We start from the raw sequence: 21386 nt of genomic DNA, 5'->3' as shown, positions 1-21386 counted from the left end.
CATCGGCGCCGGGGAGCCGTGCGTCGTCACGCGTTACGAGTTTCTGGCCGACGGGCAGCCCGTTCAGCTCTCCGAGTCCTGGGAGCCGATGGCCGTGACGGACGGGACTCCCGTCGTCCTGCCGGAAATGGGTCCACTCGCCGGGGCGGGAGTCGTCGCGCGGATGCGGTCGATCGGCGTCGGGATCGAACGCGCCGTAGAGGTGCCACGGCCGGCCCGTGCGACGCAGGAACAGGCGAACCTGCTGGGGATCAGCGTCGGTGATCTGCTGCTCGCGGTCGAGCGCACCTACTACGACGCGGAAGGCCGTGCCGTCGAGACCGCCGACATCGTGGTTCCGGATGCCCGCTGGGAAGTGGCCTACGAGTTCGGCATCGACCGGCCCTCCGAGGCCTGACCGTCAATTACCGCGGCCAAGTTGGGCGATGACCCTCAGATCGGCTGATCCGGCCAGTCCAGGAAACGGGCGCCGATGACTGCCGTCTGGAGTGTGTAGCGGTCCGTCGGGTCCGACGGGTCCGCTCCCGTCAGTTTGTGGATGCGGTCCAGGCGGTACGTGAAGGCGCGGACGCTCAGGGACAGGCGGCGGGCCGCCTCGGCCGCCGTGCAGCCGGCGTCGAAGTAGGCCGAGAGGGTGGCCAGGAGGGGGCCGGCGCCGCCGCGGGCGTCGCGCAGGGGGCCGAGGACGTTGACGACGAGGTCGACCAGGGCCTGGCGGTCGCGGGTGAGGACCGGGAAGACGAGCAGGTCGGCCGCGCGCAGCACCGGCTCGTCGAGTTCGAGGCGCTCGGCGAGTTCGAGGGTGCCGAGGGCTTCCTCGTAGGACTGGACGACGCCGCTGGGGCCCGGTTGGGAGCGGCCGAGGGCGACGCGGCCGCCGTCGGTGGCCACGTGCGCGTGTTTGGCGAAGAAGGACAGCACTTCGCTCTGGTCGCCGGGGGCGATGCAGACCAGGCGGCCGTCCTTGGTGGTGAGGAGGATCTCGCGGTCGCCGAAGCGGGAGATCATGGCGCGTTCGACGGCGCGCGGTACGTCGTCGCCTTCGTCGTACGCCACCTCTCCCTGTGCCACGGCGACCGCGTGGGCGTGGGAGAGGCGCAGGCCGAAGCGTTCGGCGCGCTGGGCGAGCTGGCCCAGGTCGCTGCGGCCGTAGAGGAGGTCGTCGATGAACTCGCGGCGGGCCGCCACCTCTTGGCGCATCGCCTGGCGCTGGGCACGCTCGTACCCCTCGATGAACGCGTCCAGGGCCTGTTCGACCGCGGCCATGACGTCGGTGGGGGAAGGGGTGCCCGTCGGCCAGCAGGTACGGGCTTCCCGCACGTGGGCGGCGATGAGGGGGCGGAGGCGGGCGCCCGACTCGGCCGCCCGCTCCCCCAGGAGGCGGCGGGAGTCGAGTTCGTCGCGGGTCAGCCGGCGGCCGGTGGCCGAGGCGTCCGCCAGCAGCGGTGCGAGACCGTCCAGGTAGGGGTTGTGGTCGACGTTGCCTCGGTCGGTCATGGTCGTCGTCGCCCCCGTGCCGCCGTCGCGCCGCCCGTACGTGTCGGGCGGCCTTTCCACCGGCCTTTGTAGCGCAGCGCCGGGCGGGGCGTACCAGCGGGTCGTCGTCATGAAGGGGACGTCGCCCGGGTGATCGCCGTCTCGATCGCCGCCACCCGGTCCGCGAGGAGGCCGAGGGCCGCCACCGCGCGGACCGCCGGATCCGTGTCCGCGCCGCCCAGGGTGCGGGCGCGGACGTAGGAGCGCTTCAGCTCCGCCCAGCGGTCCGCCTGCCCGGCCGTCATCGTGCCGCGCAGCTCGGCGAGCTTGAGGAGGTTGGACTCGGCGCCCGTGGCGAGGAGCTGGGCCTCGCCGGTGTAGTGGTCGTCGAGGACGGCGGCGAGCTCGCTGGCGTTCATGGCGGGGTCGATACGCGCCACGATCTTGTTCATGTTGCGGTACGAGCCCTGGAGCTGGAACGGGGGTTCGGTGCGGGCGTCGCCGCTCTGGGCCGCGGAGGCGATGTAGGCGGCGTTGACGGCCAGGACCGTTTCGCGGGCGGTGAGGACGTGGCGCAGGACGGACGTGATCCGCTCCACCTCCGTCGCCGCGTAGGGGTGCGTGAGTCGATCGGGGCGGGCCGTCGGGTCGTTCGCGGCGAGGCGTACGAAGAGGTCGAGGTCGCCACGGTCGCGTCCGGCGAGCGGGGCGAGGTGGGTGCTGGCGGTGAGCGCGTTCTCCACGAAGCTGAGGGCGAAGGCGTCCTCCTTGCCGGTCAGGACGTCACCGAGGTTCCACACGTCGGCCCGGTTGGCGAGCATGTCGGGGACGCGGAACCGGGCGCCGGACTCGGTGTAGGGGTTGCCGGCCATGCACACGGCGAACCGCTTGCCGCGCAGGTCGTAGGTGCGCGGTTCGCCGTTCCACACCCCGGTCATACGGCGCTGCGCGTCGCACAGGGAGATGAACTGTTGCAGCAGTTCGGGCGAGGTGTGCTGGATGTCGTCCAGGTAGAGCAGGACGTTGTTGCCCGCCTCCAGCGCGAAGTTGATCTTCTCGACCTCCCGGCGCGCGGTGGCGTTCAGGGCCTCGGCCGGGTCCAGGGACGTGACGGTGTGACCCAGGGCGGGCCCGTTGACCTTGACCAGGAGCATGCCAAGGCGGTCGGCGACGTACTCGACGAGGGTCGTCTTGCCGTACCCGGGCGGCGATGTGAGCAGCAACAGACCGCCCGCTGTACCCAGTTGCTTGTGCAGGCTGTCGCCGATCAGGGGCAGGTACACCTCGTCGATCAGACGGCTGCGGACGAACGACGGCAGGACGTGCGGGCGGTGGTCGTCGACGCGCAGCCGTGTGCGCTCGGCGGTCGCGAGGTCGGTGCGCAGCCGCTGGTAGGCGCGGAAGCCGGGGACCACGTCCGTACGGAACCGGTGGGTACGGGCGAGGAGTTCGTCCAGGCGGAGGGTGAGACGGCGGCCGTCCAGGCGCGGGTGCGTGCCCAACAGGCCGTCGACGGTGGTGGTGAGCAGGGCGTCGTGGTCGTAGCGGGGCAGATCGGGGCAGAGTTCGACGGCGATCGCCTCGGTGAGGCCGGTCGTGTCCGTATCGGTGAGGCCGGTCGCGTCCGCACCGGCGAGACCGGTCGTGTCCGCATCGGAGAGGCCGGTCGCGTCTGTCCCGGTGAGGCCGGTCGCGTCCGCGTACGCCGACAGCCATGCCTGGGCGAGCGCGCGGCGGGCGGGGAGCTGTGTCACGGCGGCGAGGTCGGCCTCGTAGGCCGGACCGTCCACCGCGCCCCTGAACTTCTCCAGGAACGCGCGCACCGGGGCCGAGAGAGCGAACCCCTCGGGAGCCGTGGTCAGCTCCTCGAAGAGGTAGGGAGCGGCCGACGTGTCCCCCAGGCGCTCCGCCAGTTCCGCGCACCAGTCGTCGATCGCCGGCGCGAGACCGAACGTGTCACGGGCGCGGGCCAGTGAGCGGGCGCGCCGCGTCCACTGCTCGCGCTCGTCCTCGGTCGTCCCATGCGCCCAGAAGAGCTGGGCCGCGGCGCGCGCGGCCGGGGTGTGGCGCAGCACTCCGGCGCCGGAGTGCAGGCGCAGCAGTGCGGTGAGGATCAGGGTCGCGTCGTGGTCGTGGACGCCGCGTTCGTAGCCCTCGTCGTAGGACTCTTCCGCCGCCGTCCGGACCAGGGCGGCCAGGTCGTCCGCGGCGAGCAGGTGTTCGGGGCCGTGGTCGGCGAGGAGGCGGGCGGCGAGGTGTTCGGCGCGGTAGACGTCGGCGTTCTCGGAGGGGTGCGACTGGCCCCAGTAGGCCGAGAACGCGGAGAAAGCCGCGTCGTCGACCGGCGCCCGGTAGTCCGTCCCCGTGAGTGCGAACGCCATCCTGTCGTCGCCGTACGGGACCAGCGTCAGCTCGTGGGGCTGGGTGTCGACCGGGAAACGGTGGTGGCCGAGGCGGATCGTGGTGCCGCCGTCGGTGTACAGGTCGGTGCGGTCCCGCAGCGCGCGCAGGGCGTCCTGGCGGACGGTGTCGAGGCGGCCCTCCAGCTCCTCGGCGCGGACCCGGTCGTCCAGGTCGCGCAGTTCGCCGATGGCGCGGCGGACCTTGGCGGCCATCGGGTCCGACGCCAGGTACGTACTGATGTCGTCGAGGGTGTCGAGGGCGGACAGGCGACGGGCGACGGAGTGCAGGACGCGGTCCGCGGAGGTGGCGAGGCGTTCGGCGTGGCGGGCGCGGGCGTCGGCGAGGGTCTGCTTGCGGGCGGCGAACGCCTCGTAGATGCCGGTGCGCCTCTCGTCGAGACCGGCGAGGAACTCGTCCGACTCGGCGAACCGGCCCTCCAGGTTCTCCACTTGGAGGAGCAGGCGCGCGAGCTGGTCGTCGCAGGCCTCCGGTGTCGTGGCGACGGCCAGCGCACCGGTGACGGCCTGGCCGAGCAGCGAGAGCTGGGCCGCGAACTCGGCGCGTCCTTCGTGGCCGGAGAGTTCGCGGTGGCGGGCGTCCAGGGTGGCGCGGGCCCGGTTGACGCCCGCGACGACCTCCGCGATGCGCTCCAGGACGCCGGTGCGTACGGTCGCGTCGTCGATGTCGAGCCCGCCGAGGACATCGGTGACCGTGTGCAGCTGCTCGGCGAGTTCGGTGACGCGCTCGGTGAGCGGGGCGGCCTCCGCCGTGGTGGCGATCGCTCCGGCCTCGGCCTCGATCTGTTCGAGGGCGGTGTGGTGGGCGGCGAAGGAGTCGGGGCGGGCCAGGAAGGCGACGGCCCGGCCGCCCGCGGCGGCGATGTCCGCGGCGAGGTCCTGGGCGAGGGCGTCGATGCGCTCGGTGTCGGCGTAGCGAAGCTCTTTGAGGGTGAGGAGGTGGCCCTGGGCGCGGTGGAGTTCGGTCAGGCGCTCCACCCACTCGACCGCGGTGCGGGGCGCCTCCCCGCGGATGCGGCGCACCAGGGTGTTGCCGCGCGCCTCCGCCTCGGTGAGCGCGTCGGCGGCCTGCCGGGTGAGGCTGCGGACGGTCTCGTACTCGGTGAGGATCTGTTCGGCGGTCGCCCGCAGCTCGTCGATCTCCTCACCGAGAGGGCGGAGGTCGCCGGGGCGTGGGTCGTTGGGACTGGGGTCGTCGGGGCTGAGGTCGTCGGGGCTGGGGTCGTCGGGGCTGGGATCGGCGCCCAGATCCTCACCGAGCCAGGGGTAGGAGTCCCCGGCGCGTTCGCACGCGGCGGCCAGTGCCTCGTAGGCCGCCTTGGTCGGCGTGGCCGCCGCTTCCTCCGCCGTACGGGTCAGGGCCAGGCAGTCGGAGATGCCGCGGACGAGGTCGGCGTTGCCGATACGCGTCAACTCCGGGTCGGCGTCCGGCACTTCGACCGTGTACGTGTCGGCGGTGAACGGTGTGTGCCAGACCTGCGCCGGGTGGACGCGCGCGGGCTCGTCCCCGGCGGCGGCCGTCTCGTCGCGCAGCAGGACGAGGGTGCCGTCGTCGAAGAGGGCGTGGCCGCGGCCGGTGAGCGGAGCGGTGATCTCCTTGCGGATCAGGTTGTACGGCAGCAGGACCGTGCGGCCCTCTACGCGCGCGCGGAAGACGTAGAGCACGTCCTCGCCGTTGGGTGAGCGGACGGTGCGCTCGTAGGCGAGGTGCGTGGTGTCGAGGCCGTCGAAGGTCTTGTGCGCCCCGGTGGCCAGGCAGTAGCCGCCGGCGAAGACGACGCCCTGCTCGTCGGGGAGTGCCCGGCACGCCTGACCGAGGCCGTCGAGCCGGACCACGGTCCGGGTGAGGGTGTTGAACACCAGGTGGCGCCAGGTGTCCTCCTTGTACGGGCGGACCCGGACGATCAGCAGCGCGCCCACGCGCGCGTGAGCGATGTCGGCGTCGGCGAGGGACTGGAGCGGCTCGTCGACCGGCTCCGTGTAGATGCCTTCGCCGGTCTCGGTGTCGTTCTCGGCCTTGACGGTGAGGGTCCCGCCGACCGTCGACACGTAGACCTCGCCGCCCTCACCCTCTCCGCCGCGGATGGCGACGTGCGGGTGGCGGCCGAGTACGTGGTCCTCGCGCGTCGCCTCCTGCCAGGTGAGGTCGTGGGCGGGCGGGGTGACGTCGTCGCGGTCGCCGCGCGCGTCGAGGAAGCGGGCGCCGCCGCCGTCCGGGCTCAGCTCCCACCGCAGGACCCGGAGGTCCGTGGCCCGGCCGCCGGTCTGGAAGACGGCCAGCAACTTGCCGTCCAGCAGGCGCAGTTGCAGGAGGCGGCTCTGCCGGTAGTAGCGGAACAGCGCGGTGAACTCGGAGACGAACCCCGGGTCGTCGAGCAGGCCGGGCACCGCGCTGTCGGGCAGCCGCTCCAGGTTCCGGTCCCGGTCCGGGGTGTGCAGGGTGAAGATGTCACCGACCCCGGGCGTGCCGGTGCCGAGGACGTCGCGCAGACCGAGCAGCAGGACGCCGCCGACGGCCACGACGTCGCGGGCCAGGCGCGGCTGGTCGGTGCGGAGCCGCCCGGTGCCGGTGAGGGTCAGGCCGACGGAGCCGAAGGCGGCGGTGCGGCGCTCGTTCAGTGCCGCGGCGCGCGCCGCCAGGTGGCGGGCCTGCCCGGTGAGGCGGTCACGCAGCACCTCGTACGTGCCGGCGTCCAGACCCGTCCCGGTACCCGCCCCCGTCCCGGTACCCGCCCCCGTCCCCGTCCCGGTTTCCATGTCGCCCAACCCCTCCTGCTGCGTCTACGTCGATGAGATGTGGCCGGGGTCGCCGACCCCCGTACGGCGGCCCCGGCCGGTCGGTGCGGTCAGCCGCGGGCGGCGCCGTTCAGCGTGTGCTGATCAGGCCGACCCGGCTGACCGAGCTGGCCCAGCGGCAGGTCGGCAAGGCCCAACTGGCTTGCCTTGTCCAGGAGTTCGCCGAGCGGACCGGCCTGCTCGCCGCCCCCACCCTTCATCAGCTTCATCAGAAGCGCGGAGACGGTGAGGTTCTGGACGTCGCCCGTGGAGACCGAGCCCAGGATCGTCGTCAGGTCCTCGGTGAAGCTGGCCGAGCCGTCCAGCCACGGCTTCGCGAGCGCCTGCGCGGTCTCGGAGTGCTGGACGAAGGAGTCGACGCCCTTGCCGAGCGCGATCGAGGAGACGAGCCGGTCGAAGAAGACGGACTCGCCGCCCACGATGTTGATGTCGGCGTTCTCCAGGCCGGTCGCCAGGACCGTGGCCTGCGCCTCGGCGACCTGCCGCTGCACGTCGAGCCCGGCGAGGCGGATCTCCTTCTCGGCCTGGAGCCGCAGCCGGTACTCCTCGTGTCCGCGGGACGCCTCGTCGAGCGCGGCCATCGCGGCGGCCTTCTGCGTGATGCCCTCGGCCTCCGCCCTCAGCTTCGCCTCGATCGCGGTGGCCTCGGCGAGGGCCTGCTCGCGGGCGCCGAGGGCCTCGGCGCGCATCCGGGCCTCGGTGGCCTCCGCCTCGGCGCGGCCCGCCTTCTCGATGACCTCGGCCTCCTTGTCGCGTACCTGCACCTCGGCGAGGCCGGCCGCGGCGCTCTCGGCCTGGATGCCCTCGGCGAGCCGCATCTTGGCCTTGGACTCCAGGTCGGCGGCCTTCAACGACGCGTCGGCGAGCGTGAGTTGCTCGGCGGCGCGGTGCGTGGCGGCCTGCTCCGCCGCCTCGGCTGCCTTGATGTCCTTGACGAGCTTCTCCTGCGCCTCGGCCTCCGCCGCGATGATGACGGCCTGCCGCCCCCGCTCGGCCTCCTCGACCGCGCGCAGCTTCTTGATCGACTCCTCCTGCTCGGCGACCGTACGGTCCACGGCGACGCGCTCGCGGATGACCTCGGCGATCTCGCGGCGCTCCGCCTCGATCTCCTTCTCGGCGGAGATCTGCGTCAGCTGCGTCTCCCGCTCGCGCGCGATGACCTCCAGGAGGCGGTCCTTCTCGATGCGCTCGTTCTCGACGGCGATGACGCGCTCGCGGTTCTTCTGCGCGACGGCGACCTCACGGGCCTGGTTCTCGCGCTGCACCCCGAGCTTCTCCTCGGTCGCGAGGAACGCGCCCTGCGAACGCAGCCGCTCCTCCTCCACCACCCGCGCCGTCTCGGCCTCCTCACGGGCCCGTACGGTGTCGATCTCCCGCTTCTGCTTGATCTCGGCGTCGGCCTGGCGCCGCTCCAGTTCGAGGATGGTCTCGCGGGCGTCGACGTTCTGCCGGGTGATCTCCTTCTCCTCGGTGCGCTGGAACTCGTTGGTCTTCACGTGCTCGATCGACGTCAGCTCGGTGATCTTGCGGATGCCCTGGGCGTCCAGGACGTTGTGCGGGTCGAGCTGGCTGAGCGGCGTCTGCTCCAGGTAGTCGATCGCCGCGTCCTCGAGGTGGTAGCCGCTCAGGTCGACACCGATGACCTCGATGATCCGGTACCGCAGCTCCTCGCGCTTGGTGTAAAGGTCGGTGAAGTCCAGCTGCTTGCCGACCGTCTTGAGCGCCTCGGAGAACTTCGCGTGGAACAGCTCCTGCAACGTCTTCTGGTCGCTGGCCCGCTGCGTGCCGACGGCCTGGGCGACCTTGATGACGTCCTCGACCGTCTTGTTGACCTTCACGAAGAACGAGATCCGGATGTCCGCGCGGATGTTGTCCCGGCAGATGAGCCCGTCCTTGCCCGCCCGGGTGATCTCGATGGCCTTCACCGAGATGTCCATCACCTCGGCCTTGTGCAGCACCGGCAGCACGACCTGCCCGGTGAAGGTCACATCCACCTTGCGCATCTTGGAGACGATGAGCGCCTTGCCCTGCTCCACCTTGCGGAACAATCGCGTGAAGACGAGCAGTAGTACGGCGACGACGAGCAGGACAGCGACGACGGACACGCCGATGCCCACAGTGGTGGCATCCATGGTGAAATCCTCTGGTTCCAGGGGTGGTCGAGGCCGCCCCGAGCCAACGAAGGAAGAAACGAAGGGGAAGGAAGTACGCGCTTCAGCGGTGCGCCGGCCTGCGCAGGTGTGCGCTTCGGGGCACCGGGGTGCGACACCGCACGGGTGCCGCCGTCGTACTTGCGGGTACTTACGTGTACTTACTGAGGCCGGTTACCGCGGCGGGTACTGCACGCCGGGGGACGTTGCCACCCCGGGTTCGTCAGGGGCCGGTTTGCCCTGAGGGCACACGGCCGCGTGCAGGGTTCCGGCAAGGTGAGCGAGAACGTCCCCCATGTTCCGCCCCCCTTCACCGCGCTGCCGGCTCCACCCCGGCACCGGACCACGCTTCCATGATCCGGCACCGGGGCTTGGCCCCCGTTTCTGCCAGGGCCATCCTTGCGCACTGCACGCACTTGGCGCATTGCCGCATTCCGGCAATCTTTACGCGTTCTTGATGCCGGGTGCCGACATCCGCGCTCCGGCCCGGACGGCCGGGCTCCCTCGGTGTCCGGCCCGGCCGCGCGATGTACCCTTGACCCGCAAGCGAAGGGGAGTAGCCCCGCGAACCGGTCGTCGACACACTGGAACCCCCGGGTTCCCGGTGGCCGGGCTCGGACCGGGACGGTTCGGGTGGGCGAGACCTTCGACCAGGCAGAACGACGGACACGTAGGGCATACGTGCATACGTGTCGTGGCTGCCGGGTCGAGTGGTCCTCTCCGCGCGGCGGGTGGGTTGCACCGACCCGGCCCGTACAGAAAGCACCCGCTGATGCATCTCGACCCCCTGGCGATCATCACCGCCTTCGGGCTGATCTTCCTCGCCGAGCTTCCGGACAAGACCATGTTCGCCTCGCTGGCGATGGGCACCCGGATGAAGCCCCTCTACGTCTGGTTCGGGACCTCCGCCGCCTTCATCGTGCACGTGGCCATCGCCGTGGGCGCCGGATCGCTGCTGGGGCTGCTGCCCGACTGGATCGTCAAGCTCGTCTCGGCGCTGCTGTTCGCGTTCGGCGCCTTCATGCTGCTGCGCGGGGGTGACGACGACGAGGACGACGAGGCCGGGGCCAGGACGGTGACCGGCTTCTGGCCCGTCTTCGGCACGGCGTTCATGGCCGTGTTCATCAGCGAGTGGGGCGATCTGACGCAGATCACCACCGCCAACCTCGCCGCCACCAACGGCACCTGGTCCACCGCCATCGGCTCCGCCGCCGCGCTGATGTCCGTCTCCGCGCTCGCGCTGGTCGCCGGGCGGTTCATCGCCAAGCGGGTGCCGCTGAAGACCGTCCAGCGGATCGGTGGCGCGTGCATGCTGCTGCTCGCCGTGTGGACGCTGGTGGAGATCTTCGTCTGACCCCCGGAGAGCGGGCTCAAGAAGAGTCCCGACCCCTTGTCGATACAGGAACGTATCGAATACGTTCCTGTATCCGACCAGGGGGAGTACCAAGGGAGCGACGATGCCCGGCACCGTCAGCAAGCGGCGCGCCCGCACGCGGCAGCGGCTGCTCGACGCCGCGCTGGAGGTCTTCGCCGAGGTGGGCTTCGGCCGGTCCACCGTCGAGCAGGTCTGTGACCGGGCCGGCTTCACCCGCGGCGCCTTCTACTCGAACTTCTCCTCCCTCGACGAGCTGTTTCTCGCCTTGTGGGAGGAGCGGTCGGCGCGGATGCTCGGCGATGTGCGCCGCGCCCTGGCCGACATCGACCCGGCCGACCCCGAATCCGCCGTGCGGGCCGCGATCGCCGCGGCCCCGGTGGACGACGCCTGGTACCGGATCACCGCCGAGTTCACCGCGCACGCCCTGCGCAATCCGGGCCTTCGCCGGGTGATGGCCGCGCGGGAGCGGGCGATCCGGGACGCGATCCTGCCGGTGTTCGTGACCGCGCTGCGGCGGCTCGGGCGCCGGGTGAGCGACGAGAGCGCCCTCGGTGACGCGCTCGTCGCCGTGCACGACGGAACGGCCGTGCAGGTTCTGCTGCAACCGGACGACGCGGCCGTACGGGCCCGTCGCGAGGCCTTGTTCAGAAACGTACTCGACGCCTACAGCACACCCATGGAGAGCGCATGAGCGAGACCAGGGGCACCGGAGACAGTGCCGACGTCATCGTCGTGGGGGCCGGGCTCGCCGGGCTCGTCGCCACCTACGAACTGACCCGCGCGGGCAAGCGCGTCATCCTCGTCGACCAGGAGAACGGGGCCAACCTCGGCGGCCAGGCGTTCTGGTCGCTCGGCGGCCTGTTCCTCGTCGACAGCCCCGAGCAGCGCCGCATGGGCATCAAGGACAGCTACGAGCTGGCGCTCGCCGACTGGCTGGGCTCCGCCGGTTTCGACCGGGAGCAGGAGGACCGCTGGCCGCGCAAGTGGGCCGAGGCGTACGTGGGCTTCGCGGCCGGCGAGAAGCGCGACTACCTGTACGGGCTCGGGCTGAAGGTCACGCCGAACGTCGGGTGGGCCGAGCGCGGCTCCGGGACCGCGACCGGGCACGGGAACTCCGTGCCGCGGTTCCACATCACGTGGGGGACGGGCCCCGAGGTCGTGCGGGTGTTCCGGGAGCCGGTCCTGGAGGCTGCCTCTCGCGGACTCGTCACGTTCAAGTACCGCCACCGGGTGGATGAGCTGATCGTGGAGGGAGGCGCCGCGGTCGGGGTGCGCGGGGCGCTCCTCGAACCGTCCGACGCGGCACGCGGCGTCGCCACCTCCCGCGAGACCGCGGGCGACTTCGAGCTGCGCGCGCAGGCCGTCCTCGTCACCTCGGGCGGTATCGGCGGCAACCACGAACTGGTCCGCAAGAACTGGCCGGTCGAGCGGATGGGGCAGCCCCCCGAGTCGATGGTCACGGGCGTGCCCGCGTACGTGGACGGGCGCATGCTGGAGATCAGCGAGAGCGCGGGCGCGTCGATCGTGAACCGTGACCGCATGTGGCACTACACGGAAGGCCTGAAGAACTGGGACCCGATCTGGCCTGGCCACGGCATCCGGATCATCCCGGGCCCGTCGTCGCTGTGGCTGGACGCGACGGGCAAGCGGCTGCCCGCACCGCTCTTCCCCGGGCACGACACACTCGCCACGCTCAAGCACATCAGCGGCACCGGGTACGACCACACGTGGTTCGTGCTGACGCGGGCCATCGTGGAGAAGGAGTTCGCGCTCTCCGGGTCCGAGCAGAACCCCGACATCACCGGCAAGGACCTGAAGCTGGTGCTGCAACGGGTGAAGAAGGGCGCGCCCGGGCCGATCCAGGCGTTCCTGGACCGCGGCGAGGACTTCGTCGTCCGGCGGAACCTGAAGGACCTCGTCGCCGGGATGAACAAGCTGACGCCCGGGACGCCGGTCGCGTACGAGCAGGTCGAACGGGAGATCGTGGCCCGCGACCGGGAGGCCGAGCACGGGTACTCCAAGGACCTCCAGCTGATGGCGGTGCGCAACGCGCGCGCGTACTGGCCCGACCGGATCACCCGCGTCGCCAAGCCGCACCGCCTCCTCGACCCGGCGCAGGGTCCGCTGATCGCCGTACGGCTGCACGTGCTGACCCGCAAGACGCTGGGCGGCCTGGAGACGACGCTCGACTCGCAGGTCGTACGGCCCGACGGGGACGTCTTCGACGGGCTGTACGCGGCCGGGGAGGTCGCCGGGTTCGGCGGCGGCGGCGTGCACGGCTACAACGCGCTGGAGGGCACCTTCCTCGGCGGCTGCATCTTCTCCGGCCGGGCGGCCGGGCGCGCGCTCGCCAGGAGCCTGGCGTGAGCGCGCGCGGCACGGCCCTGGTGACAGGGGCGTCGTCCGGGATCGGCGCGGCTGTCGCCGCCGCGCTGGTGCGACGTGGCTACCAGGTGTACGGGACCAGCCGGAACCCGGAGAAGGTCAACTCCCCTGTGGCCGGGGTGACTTACCTCGCCCTCGACCTCGCCGACGAAGCGAGCATCGAGGCGTGCGCGGCGGCCGCCGGTGCGGTGGATGTCCTCGTGAACAACGCGGGCGAGTCGCAGAGCGGGCCGTTCGAGGAGCTCCCGATGGACGCGGTGCGGCGGCTGTTCCAGCTCAACGTCTTCGGGGCGGTGCGGCTCAGCCAGCTGGTGCTGCCCGGGATGCGGGAGCGGCGGCGCGGGCGGGTGGTCATGGTCGGCTCGATGCTGGCCAGCTTCCCGCTCGCGTACCGGTCGTCGTACGTCGCATCGAAGGCCGCGATCAAGGGGTTCGCGAGTGCGGCGCGGCGGGAGTACTCGCCGTACGGGGTCGGCATCACGACGGTCGAGCCGGGGTCCATCGCCACCGGGATCAGTGAGCGCCGCACGCAGTACGTGGGTGAGCGGTCGCCGTTCCGGGGGGCGTACGACACGATGCTCTCCGCTTTGAACGCGAATGAGGCGTCCGGGATCTCTGCCGAGAAGGTGGCGGCGAAGGTGGTGGACGTGGTCGAGGCGCGGCGGCTCCGGCCGTTCTACGCGGTGGGGAGCAATGCGCCCGTGGTGTTCGCGTTGCGGAGGGTGTTGCCGCGGGGGGCCAGTGAGCTGATGGTTGCCCGGCGGCATGGGTTGAGGTAGGGACACGGGGCTCTGCCCCGGACCCCGCTGCCTCTCGTACGACAGCGGGGCTTGATGTGCTTGAGGGGCTTGAGAGGCGGGGTCAGCCGGAGACCGTCCAGGTCACGCTGTTGGATGCTGCTTGCCGCGCCGCCGGGTCGCGGAGCGCCGTGGTTCGGTCCACGGCCTTCGCGGTCACCGTGTGCGTGCCCTTGCGCAGGTTCAACGAGGCCGCCTTCAGGGCGCGTTCTCCCGCCGCGCCGACGACCTCGGCCCCGTCCACGTACCAGCGCACCTGTACGTCCGCGAGGCCCTTCGGCAGCGGGGCCAGGTCGACGCGGAGCGTGCCCGCGGCGGTGACGAGGTCGGCGTTGCGGTAGAAGCCGGCGATCATCGCCTCCCGGCCGGGCAGGTTGAACGCGTCGGTGTCCAGGGCCCGCATGATCGAGTTCTGGGTGGGGCGGTAGATGCCGTACTCGTAGTAGCCGGCGCCCTCGTACGCGCCGACGGTGCCGCCCGCCGGGTCGTTCTGGCCGAGCCAGCGGTACCACTTGGTCTGCATGCTCCGCATGCCGTCGGCGGTCTGCTTGGTGGTGTTGGGCTCGGCCGGCTCGGAGTCCGGGTAGGTGCCGTAGCCGTCGTACTGGTACTCGTCCGCCAACAGGCCTATGGAGTGGCCGAGTTCGTGGGCGCCGATGAGGTACGAGCGGTCGTTGTCGGACGACATGGTGGCGATGCCCGTGTGCCCGGCCGTGGAGGTCAGTCCGCTGTAGCCGGCACCGCCGTACTTGCTGGAGTTCGAGATGACGAAGACGATGTCGGAGCCGGGGGCCTGCTGCGCGTACGTGTCGACCTTCTTCTCGTCGACGCAGAGCAACCGCTCGGTGTCGGAGCAGAAGAAGTAGCTGCTGACAGCGGTGTCCCTGACGACGTCCTTCGTCGGGTCGCCGGAGACGCCCGACTGGTTCGACGCGGCGTCCACGAGCCAGAAGTTGAACAGGCCCTGGTAGCTCTTGTACGGCTCGATCGCGAAGATCGCGTCCAGCTTGGCCTGCGCGTCCTGGTGGAAGTCGCCCTGCTGGTCCGCCGTGTACCCGTCGCCGATGACCACGAGGTCCAGGCGGCCGTCGGAGGGCCCGGTCCGCTGCAACGGGGTGACCGGGGTGGCGTCCGGGGCGACGGCAGGCGCCTGCTGCTCGCGGCTGATCCTCCCCGGCGGTGAGGTGGGGGCCTCGGTGTGCCGGCCCGCGCCGCGGGAGTCGGGGAAGTACTCGACCGTGCGGGTGCCCTCGTCGCCGGCCGCCCGGGCCGTCGTGCCCGCGGCGCCGAGCACCGCGGCGGCGAGGAGACCCGCGGCGAGCGCGGTGGGCCAGGGGGTGCGGACGCGCACGGGGACCTCGCAGTAAGTTGAAGGTTAAGCGGACTTAACTTGTCTTAACTGGTCGCTCAACCTAGGGGGTTGGCGGGACAGGGGGCAAGAGGTGAAACTCCAGGGACCTCATGCGAAAGGCGGCCGTCCCGCGTCATGCCAGAAGAACCGCCGGAATCCGTCGGGCGCCGCGTCCTGCGACTGCGTACCGAACGCGGCCTCACCCAGCGCCAGGTGGCCGAGCCCGCCTACACCCCCGCCTACATCTCCACGCTCGAAGCGGGCCGGGTCCGCCCCTCCGAGGCCGCGCTGCGGCACATCGCGGAGCGCCTCGACGTCACCTACGAGGAACTGGCCACCGGTCAACCGGCGCATCTGGCCACCGACTTGCGGCTGCGTCTCACCGAGGCACAGCGGGCCCTCGCGACGGGCGCGGCGAGCGAAGCGGCCGAGCTGTACCGGGCCCTCGGCGCGGAGGCGGCGGGGCACGGACTCCACGCCGAGCACGCGGCGGCCGAGCTGGGACTCGGCGAATGCGCCCTGGAGACCGGCGAACTCAACTCGGCCCGCGGCCACTTCGACACCGCGGACGCGCTGCTCACCGAGGCCGGGGCGCCACTGCCCCAGCGCGCTCCGGTGATCCGGGCCCGCGCCGTCGCCCACTACCTGTCCGGCTCCCTGCGCTACGCCTGCTACCTGCTGGAGTCCGCGGTCGACGACCTCAACACCAGCGGGCTGCACGACCCCGACGCGCTCGTCCTGCTCTACACCGCGTCCATCGCGCCCTACATGGACATGGGCGCGCACGCGCGTGCCGCGCAGGCCGCCGAACTGGCCCTCGCGCTGGCCCCGCGCGTGGGCGACCCGGCGGTCGTCGCCCAGATGCACCGCTCGGTGGCCCGCACCCTGCTCGCCGAGGGCAAGGTGACCGAGGCCGACGCCTCCCTCGCCAAGGCGGCCGAGCTCTACCAGCAGCTGCAGATCCGTACGGAACTGGCGCACTGCCACTGGATGCGCGGCTACGTCCACGCGCAGGCGGGCCGCCTCACCGACGCGGAGACGGAACTGCGGACGGCGCGGGACATGCTCTCCGCCAAGCGGGCCGCCCTCTACACGCAGCAGGTCGAGGTCGAGCTGGCCGATGTACTGCGCCGGCTCGGCCGCCCGCGGGAGGCGGCGGAGCTGCTGCGCTCCCTGCTGGGCGAGATCGGACCGGAGCGGGGCGCCGTGCACGCGGCGGGCGCACACCGGCTGCTCGGCCTCATCGCGCAGGAGTCGGACGCCGTCGAGGAGGCGGAGGAGCACTACGTCAACGCCCTCAGCCTGCTGGAGAGGGCGGGCGCCGCGGGCGACCTGGCGGACCTGTGCCGGCTGCTCGGCGATCTGTACCGCCGCTCGGGGCGTATCGAGGCAGCCCTTGACACCTACCGCACGGGCCTCGGCCACCGGGCGGCGCCGGGCACGACGACCCTCGGCCCGGCCCCGGCCCGGCCGCCTCTGTGAGCTGCCCCCGTCGATCGGCGTAGATATATGCGCGGGGTATTCCGGGCCGGGGCCGACGGGCGTACATTCCTCACACCGTCGCAGCTCCGGGGCGTACGGATGAACCGCGTCGGCGCAGTTCATCCACCCCCTCCCCGTCCCGGCCCGCAGACGGACGGCAGGCCAGCTCAGCGGGAGCACCTGCATGGCGGACCCGGCCACTCCCCCCCCCGGAGGATCAACCCCCAGGCCGGGTCACGCCGTACATCCGGGCCGCCGGCCGAAGTTATCCACAGGCTGGGGACCCCGCCAGCGGATGGGCGGTGTGGGCGGGCACTATGGGGCCATGACTGAGAGCAAGCCGTCCACGTCGTCCGTACCGTCCGAGTCCTCCATGCCGGACTGGGAGAAGCGGTTCCGCGCGCCGCGGGTGTCGCTGCCCGACTGGGCGGAGGACGCCCCCGACCGCTCCCTGTTCGTGTCGAACGCGACGGGGACGTACGAGCTGTACGCGTGGGACAGGGCCACGGGCGAGCAGCGCCAGGCGACGGACCGGGCGAACGGGACGACGGACGGCGTGCTCTCCCCCGACGGCGCGTGGATCTGGTGGTTCAGCGACACGGACGGCGACGAGTTCGGCACCTGGCTGCGCCAGCCCTTCGCCGGAGGGCCCGACACCGAGGCCGTGCCGGGCCTCGCCCCCTCCTATCCGGCGGGGCTCGCGCTCGGCCGGGACGGGCGCACCGCCGTGATCGGCCGCTCCACGGACGAGGACGGCACGACCATCCACGTCGTACGCCCCGACGCCGAGGCACCCGTCGAGATCTACCGGCACCGCGAGTCGGCCGGTGTCGGCGACCTCAACCATGACGGCTCGCTCATCGCGATCGAGCACACCGAGCACGGCGACGCGATGCATACGTCGCTGCGCGTGGTCCGCCTCGACGGTTCGACCGTCGCCGAGCTGGACGACACCAACGGCGGCGAGGAGGAGCTGGGCCTGGAGGTCCTCGGCTTCGCGCCCGTCGCGGACGACTCCCGTCTCCTGATCGGGCACCAGCGGCGCGGCCGCTGGGAGCCGCTGATCTGGGACATCGCCTCCGGCGAGCAGACGGACCTGGCGCTCGATCTGCCGGGCGACGTGTCGGCGGAGTGGTACCCGGACGGTTCGGCGCTGCTGGTCGTCCACGAATTCGAGGCCCGCTCCGACCTGTGGCGCTACGACTTCGCCTCGGGCGCGCTCACCAGGGTCGAGACCCCGGCCGGCTCGGTGTCGGGCGCCTCGGCCCGGCCGGACGGCAGCGTCGAGTTCCTGTGGTCGTCGGCCGAGGAGCCGCCGGCCGTCCGTTCCACCACGGGCGGTGTCGTCCTCGACCCGCCCGGCATGAAGGCCCCGACGTCCGTCCCCGTCGAGGACGCCTGGGTGGAAGGGCCCGGCGGCCGCATCCACGCCCTCGTCCAGAAGCCGGCCGGCACCACGGGCCCCCTCCCCACGGTCTTCGAGATCCACGGCGGGCCCACCTGGCACGACTCGGACGCCTTCGCGGCGGGCCCGGCGGCCTGGGTCGACCACGGGTACGCGGTGGTCCGCGTCAACTACCGGGGCTCGACCGGGTACGGCCGGGAGTGGACCGACGCCCTCAAGCACCGCGTCGGCCTGATCGAGCTGGAGGACATCGCGGCCGTCCGCGCCTGGGCCGTGGACTCCGGCCTCGCCGACCCCGAGCGCCTGGTCCTGGCCGGTGGCTCCTGGGGCGGCTACCTCACGCTCCTCGGCCTCGGCACCCAGCCCGGCGCGTGGGCGGTGGGCCTGGCGGCGGTGCCGGTCGCGGACTACGTCGCGGCGTACGAGGACGAGATGGAGGCACTCAAGGCCCTGGACCGCACGCTCTTCGGCGGCTCCCCCGAGGAGGTCCCGGACCGCTTCCAGGTGTCCTCGCCGCTGACGTACGTGGACGACGTGAAGGCCCCGGTCTTCATCTCGGCGGGGGTGAACGACCCGCGCTGCCCCATCCGCCAGATCGACAACTACGTGGACCGGCTCGCCGCCCGGGACGCGACGCACGAGGTGTACCGGTACGACGCCGGGCACGGCTCGCTCGTCGTGGAGGAGCGCATCAAGCAGGTCGGGCTCGAACTGGACTTCGCGAGCCGCCACTTGCCGCCGCGCTCGGCCTGAGGTCCGCGGGGCGGGGGTCGCGGGACCGGCCTTTATATGGGACCCGTACCGTGGGGGTGTGTACCGGTTCCTGCTGACTCCCCGCTGGTGGGGGATCAACATCTTCGTCCTGCTGGCGATCCCCGTCTGCGTGTTCATGGGCTCCTGGCAGCTCAGCCGCTTCGAGGACCGGGTGCAGGACCACCGCTCCGTGAGCGAGCGGACGGAGGCCAACGGGAAGGCGGCCGCCGAGCCGCTCGCCTCGGTGCTGCCCGTGGACCAGAACACCTCCGGCAAGCGGACCACGGCGACCGGCCGCTACGACAAGCAGCTCCTGGTCCCCGACCGCGACCTCGACGGGCGCACCGGCTTCTACGTCGTCACGCTCCTGAAGGTCGACGGCACCGGCAAGGTGCTCCCCGTGGTCCGCGGCTGGCTGCCCGGGACGGCGTCCGCCGCGAAGGCGCCCGCCCCGCCCAAGGGCGAGGTCACGGTGGTCGGGGCGCTGCAGGCCTCGGAGTCCGCGGGGTCGAACGGGGTGAGCACGGCGGGCGGCCTGCCCTCGGGCCAGGTCGGCATGATCAGCGCGGCGTCCCTGGTGAACGTGGTGCCGTACGACGTGTACGACGCGTGGGTCACGCTCGACACGGCGGACGCGAAGATGACGCCGGTCCCGGCCACCACCCCGCAGGGCAGCGGCCTCGACCTGAAGGCGTTCCAGAACCTCGGCTACACCGGTGAGTGGTTCGTCTTCGCGGGCTTCGTGCTCTTCATGTGGTTCCGCCTGGTCCGCCGGGAGGCCGAGGCCCTGCGCGACGCCGAGCTGGGCCTCACCGAAGAAACAGCCTGACCACGGGCCGGCTCTCCAGGGAGGCCCTGACCGCAGGCGGGTCTCTCTAGGAGGCCGGCAGGACGCCCGTCCGGTACACCGTCCCGGCACACGCGTCCGGGATGGTCGCGGCGGCACTCGGCGCCCCGGGCTCCGGGGTGTGCGACACGACCACGCTGCCGTCCACCGTGTCCTCGCTGCCGAGCTGCGCCGACAGACCGGAATCGGTCGTGCCCGCGTCGGGGGACGAACCCGTGTTGTCCCCGGAGGGCGTCGGCGCGGGCGTCACCGTGCCGCCGTTGCCACCGGTACCGCCGCCGGTGCCGCCCGCCGCCGGGCAGTTGCCGGACGGCACCCAGGCGAACCGCACCTCGTACGCCATCCCGGGCTCCAGGATCAGCTGGCTCTGCTCGGCCGACGGATCGGGCAGGCCGGTCGCCCGGTCGCCCGCGGTGTGGTCGACGACGCTCACCCTGGAGGGGTCGGCCGCGCCCTCGGCGAGGGTGACCACGCTGCCGGGGCTGTCGACCGTGCAGTTGGCCGCCGAACCGTTCGACACCCGGAACGAGCCGTAGACCGTGCCGCTCGCGTCGGGCTGGCCGACGGTCGCCACGGCCCTGCTCAGATCGGCGGCGTTGCAGACCGGGGAGTTCGCGGCGGCCGTGGAGGCGGGGCCGGGGCCGCCGGTGGCACCGCCGCCCGCGCCCTTCTCCTTGCCGCCCTTGTCCTTGTCCTTCTTGCCGTCCTTGCCCTTGTCCTCGGCATGGGAGGGTGATCCGCCGGAGTCCTTGCCGCCGCTGCCGTCCGACTTACCGGCGCCGGTACCGCCGTGCGTCGCCTCACTGTGGCCGGCGATGGAGGGCCGGTCGGAGGAGCCGGAGTTCGCCACGTGCAGCACCGCGGGCACCGCCATCGCGACGAACACGCCCGCGGCGACGGCGCCGACGACGGCCTGCCGCTTACGGGCCCGGCGGGCGGGCACCGCACGGCGCAGATGGTCCAGGGCCTCGTCCGAGGGGGCGATCTCGGCGACGGCCAGGCGCATCAGACGCCGCAGTTCCAGCTCGTCGTCGGCCGCCGCATCGGCCGGACGACGGGGTCCGTCGTTCACAGTTTCGTTCCCAGCGTGCTCGTCCTGCTCGTGCTTCCTGAACCGCTCGTCCGGCCCGTGGTCCGCGGGGCTCATGCCGGCGCCTCCATGGCGACGCGCAGGGCCGCAATACCGCGTGAACCGTACGCCTTCACCGACCCCAGGGATATCCCTAGCGCCTCGGCGACCTGCGCCTCGGTCATGTCCGCGAAGTACCGCATGACGAGGACCTCGCGCTGGCGCCGCTGCAGTCCGCGCAGCGCCGCCTTCAGGGCGTCCCGCTCCAGGAGGTCGTACGCGCCCTCCTCCGCGCTCGCCATGTCGGGCATCGGCTTGGTGAGGAGCTTCAGACCGAGGATGCGGCGGCGCAGCGTGGAGCGCGAGAGGTTGACGACGGTCTGGCGCAGGTACGCCAGCGTCTTCTCGGGGTCACGGACGCGTTTGCGTGCGGAGTGGACACGGATGAACGCCTCCTGGACGACGTCCTCGCAGGAGGCGGTGTCGTCGAGGAGCAGCGCCGCGAGCCCCAGCAGGGAGCGGTAGTGGGCGCGGTACGTCTCGGTGAGGTGATCGACTGTCGTGCCGGCCGCCGTCACGTCGTCAACGCCCTGCTGCGCCGGGAGATGCGCCGGCCGCGCTGCGGGCATGGGGGCAATCACCGGCATGCCGCCGGTCGCGCCCCCACGGGGACGTCTGGTCCCCAGGGGTGCGAGTGATGCGAGGGGGGGCCGCAGCGCCGCGCCCCTCGCTTGTACCGCTGTGAAGTCGAGTACCTCTGCCACGCCTGTTGGACACGCTTCCCCCCGTCAGGGTTGTACGCGTGTGGCGCCTCATTTGCGACAGACCTCGTCATCCCCACCGATGACGACCCGTCAAATGCCGACATGCGTACCCACTCTTCCCCTATGCCCCATATACCCTCTGCGCCCGGTCGCCGCCTGAAGGCGACCGCCGCCCCCTAAAGACGACCGCAGAGACGCTCCCCGCCCTGCGTGCGGTTGCAGGACGGGGAGCGAATCTTCGAACGATCAGAGGTTCGGTTCCGGTGGCGCGGTCAAGTGGTGTGGACCACTTGCCTCCACAGAACTCACACAGATC

The 21386-nt window shown here is 72.0% G+C and carries 14 protein-coding genes; 8 read left to right on the top strand and 6 right to left on the bottom strand.

Annotation, left to right across the window (positions count from 1 at the left end; translation table 11 throughout):
• A partial coding sequence (locus ABD366_RS21340) for a UTRA domain-containing protein (protein WP_344442256.1) occupies positions 1–397 on the top strand: 397 nt, incomplete at its 5' end.
• Between the two features lie 35 nt (positions 398–432).
• On the opposite strand, the gene ABD366_RS21335 is transcribed toward ABD366_RS21340, so the two are convergent.
• The 3 genes from ABD366_RS21335 to ABD366_RS21325 form a co-directional block, all read right to left on the bottom strand.
• On the bottom strand, positions 433–1497 hold the full coding sequence (locus ABD366_RS21335) for a PucR family transcriptional regulator (RefSeq protein WP_324771349.1): 1065 nt from the start codon (positions 1495–1497) through the stop codon (positions 433–435).
• 107 nt (positions 1498–1604) lie between these two features.
• Positions 1605–6653 (bottom strand): DNA repair ATPase, encoded by a 5049-nt coding sequence (locus tag ABD366_RS21330; RefSeq protein ID WP_324771329.1) that lies wholly within the window; start codon positions 6651–6653, stop codon positions 1605–1607.
• Positions 6654–6742: 89 nt separating this feature from the next.
• A complete protein-coding gene (locus tag ABD366_RS21325) occupies positions 6743–8824 on the bottom strand; it encodes a flotillin family protein (protein ID WP_324771330.1) in 2082 nt (693 codons plus the stop codon).
• 790 nt (positions 8825–9614) lie between these two features.
• On the opposite strand from ABD366_RS21325, the gene ABD366_RS21320 reads away from it, so the two are divergent.
• From ABD366_RS21320 to ABD366_RS21305, 4 genes are all read left to right on the top strand, one after another.
• Positions 9615–10196, top strand: coding sequence for a TMEM165/GDT1 family protein (locus tag ABD366_RS21320; protein ID WP_324771331.1), 582 nt, complete (start codon positions 9615–9617; stop codon positions 10194–10196).
• Between the two features lie 103 nt (positions 10197–10299).
• Positions 10300–10908 carry a TetR/AcrR family transcriptional regulator gene (locus ABD366_RS21315; RefSeq protein WP_324771332.1) on the top strand — a complete coding sequence of 203 codons (609 nt, stop codon included), beginning with the start codon at positions 10300–10302 and terminating at the stop codon, positions 10906–10908.
• Complete coding sequence (locus ABD366_RS21310) at positions 10905–12584, top strand: FAD-binding dehydrogenase (RefSeq protein ID WP_324771333.1); 1680 nt, start codon at positions 10905–10907, stop codon at positions 12582–12584. The genes ABD366_RS21315 and ABD366_RS21310 overlap by 4 nt, the downstream gene beginning before the upstream one ends.
• A complete protein-coding gene (locus ABD366_RS21305; protein WP_324771334.1) occupies positions 12581–13381 on the top strand; it encodes an SDR family NAD(P)-dependent oxidoreductase in 801 nt (266 codons plus the stop codon). The genes ABD366_RS21310 and ABD366_RS21305 overlap by 4 nt, the downstream gene beginning before the upstream one ends.
• A gap of 82 nt (positions 13382–13463) precedes the next feature.
• Here ABD366_RS21305 and ABD366_RS21300 read toward each other — a convergent pair whose 3' ends face one another.
• Positions 13464–14750, bottom strand: coding sequence for a M64 family metallopeptidase (locus tag ABD366_RS21300; protein WP_324771335.1), 1287 nt, complete (start codon positions 14748–14750; stop codon positions 13464–13466).
• Between the two features lie 135 nt (positions 14751–14885).
• Between ABD366_RS21300 and ABD366_RS21295 the strand changes: the two genes are divergently transcribed.
• The 3 genes from ABD366_RS21295 (at position 14886) to ABD366_RS21285 (ending at position 19219) form a co-directional block, all read left to right on the top strand.
• Positions 14886–16232 (top strand): helix-turn-helix domain-containing protein, encoded by a 1347-nt coding sequence (locus ABD366_RS21295; protein ID WP_324771336.1) that lies wholly within the window; start codon positions 14886–14888, stop codon positions 16230–16232.
• Positions 16233–16557: 325 nt separating this feature from the next.
• Positions 16558–18390, top strand: a complete 1833-nt coding sequence (locus ABD366_RS21290; protein ID WP_324771337.1) for a S9 family peptidase — start codon at positions 16558–16560, stop codon at positions 18388–18390.
• A gap of 58 nt (positions 18391–18448) precedes the next feature.
• Complete coding sequence (locus ABD366_RS21285; RefSeq protein ID WP_324771338.1) at positions 18449–19219, top strand: SURF1 family protein; 771 nt, start codon at positions 18449–18451, stop codon at positions 19217–19219.
• Positions 19220–19265: 46 nt separating this feature from the next.
• On the opposite strand, the gene ABD366_RS21280 is transcribed toward ABD366_RS21285, so the two are convergent.
• Positions 19266–20384 carry a hypothetical protein gene (locus ABD366_RS21280; protein WP_324771339.1) on the bottom strand — a complete coding sequence of 373 codons (1119 nt, stop codon included), beginning with the start codon at positions 20382–20384 and terminating at the stop codon, positions 19266–19268.
• Positions 20381–21070: a SigE family RNA polymerase sigma factor gene (locus tag ABD366_RS21275; RefSeq protein WP_324771340.1), complete on the bottom strand. Its 690-nt coding sequence runs from the start codon at positions 21068–21070 to the stop codon at positions 20381–20383. Before ABD366_RS21275 ends, ABD366_RS21280 begins: the two co-directional genes overlap by 4 nt.
• Positions 21071–21386 lie beyond the last annotated feature (316 nt).

This window comes from Streptomyces kunmingensis (assembly GCF_039533535.1).
Classification (GTDB): domain Bacteria; phylum Actinomycetota; class Actinomycetes; order Streptomycetales; family Streptomycetaceae; genus Streptomyces; species Streptomyces kunmingensis.
The sequence above is the reverse complement of the archived record's forward strand: the minus strand, read 5'-3'. Positions and strand labels throughout refer to the sequence as shown.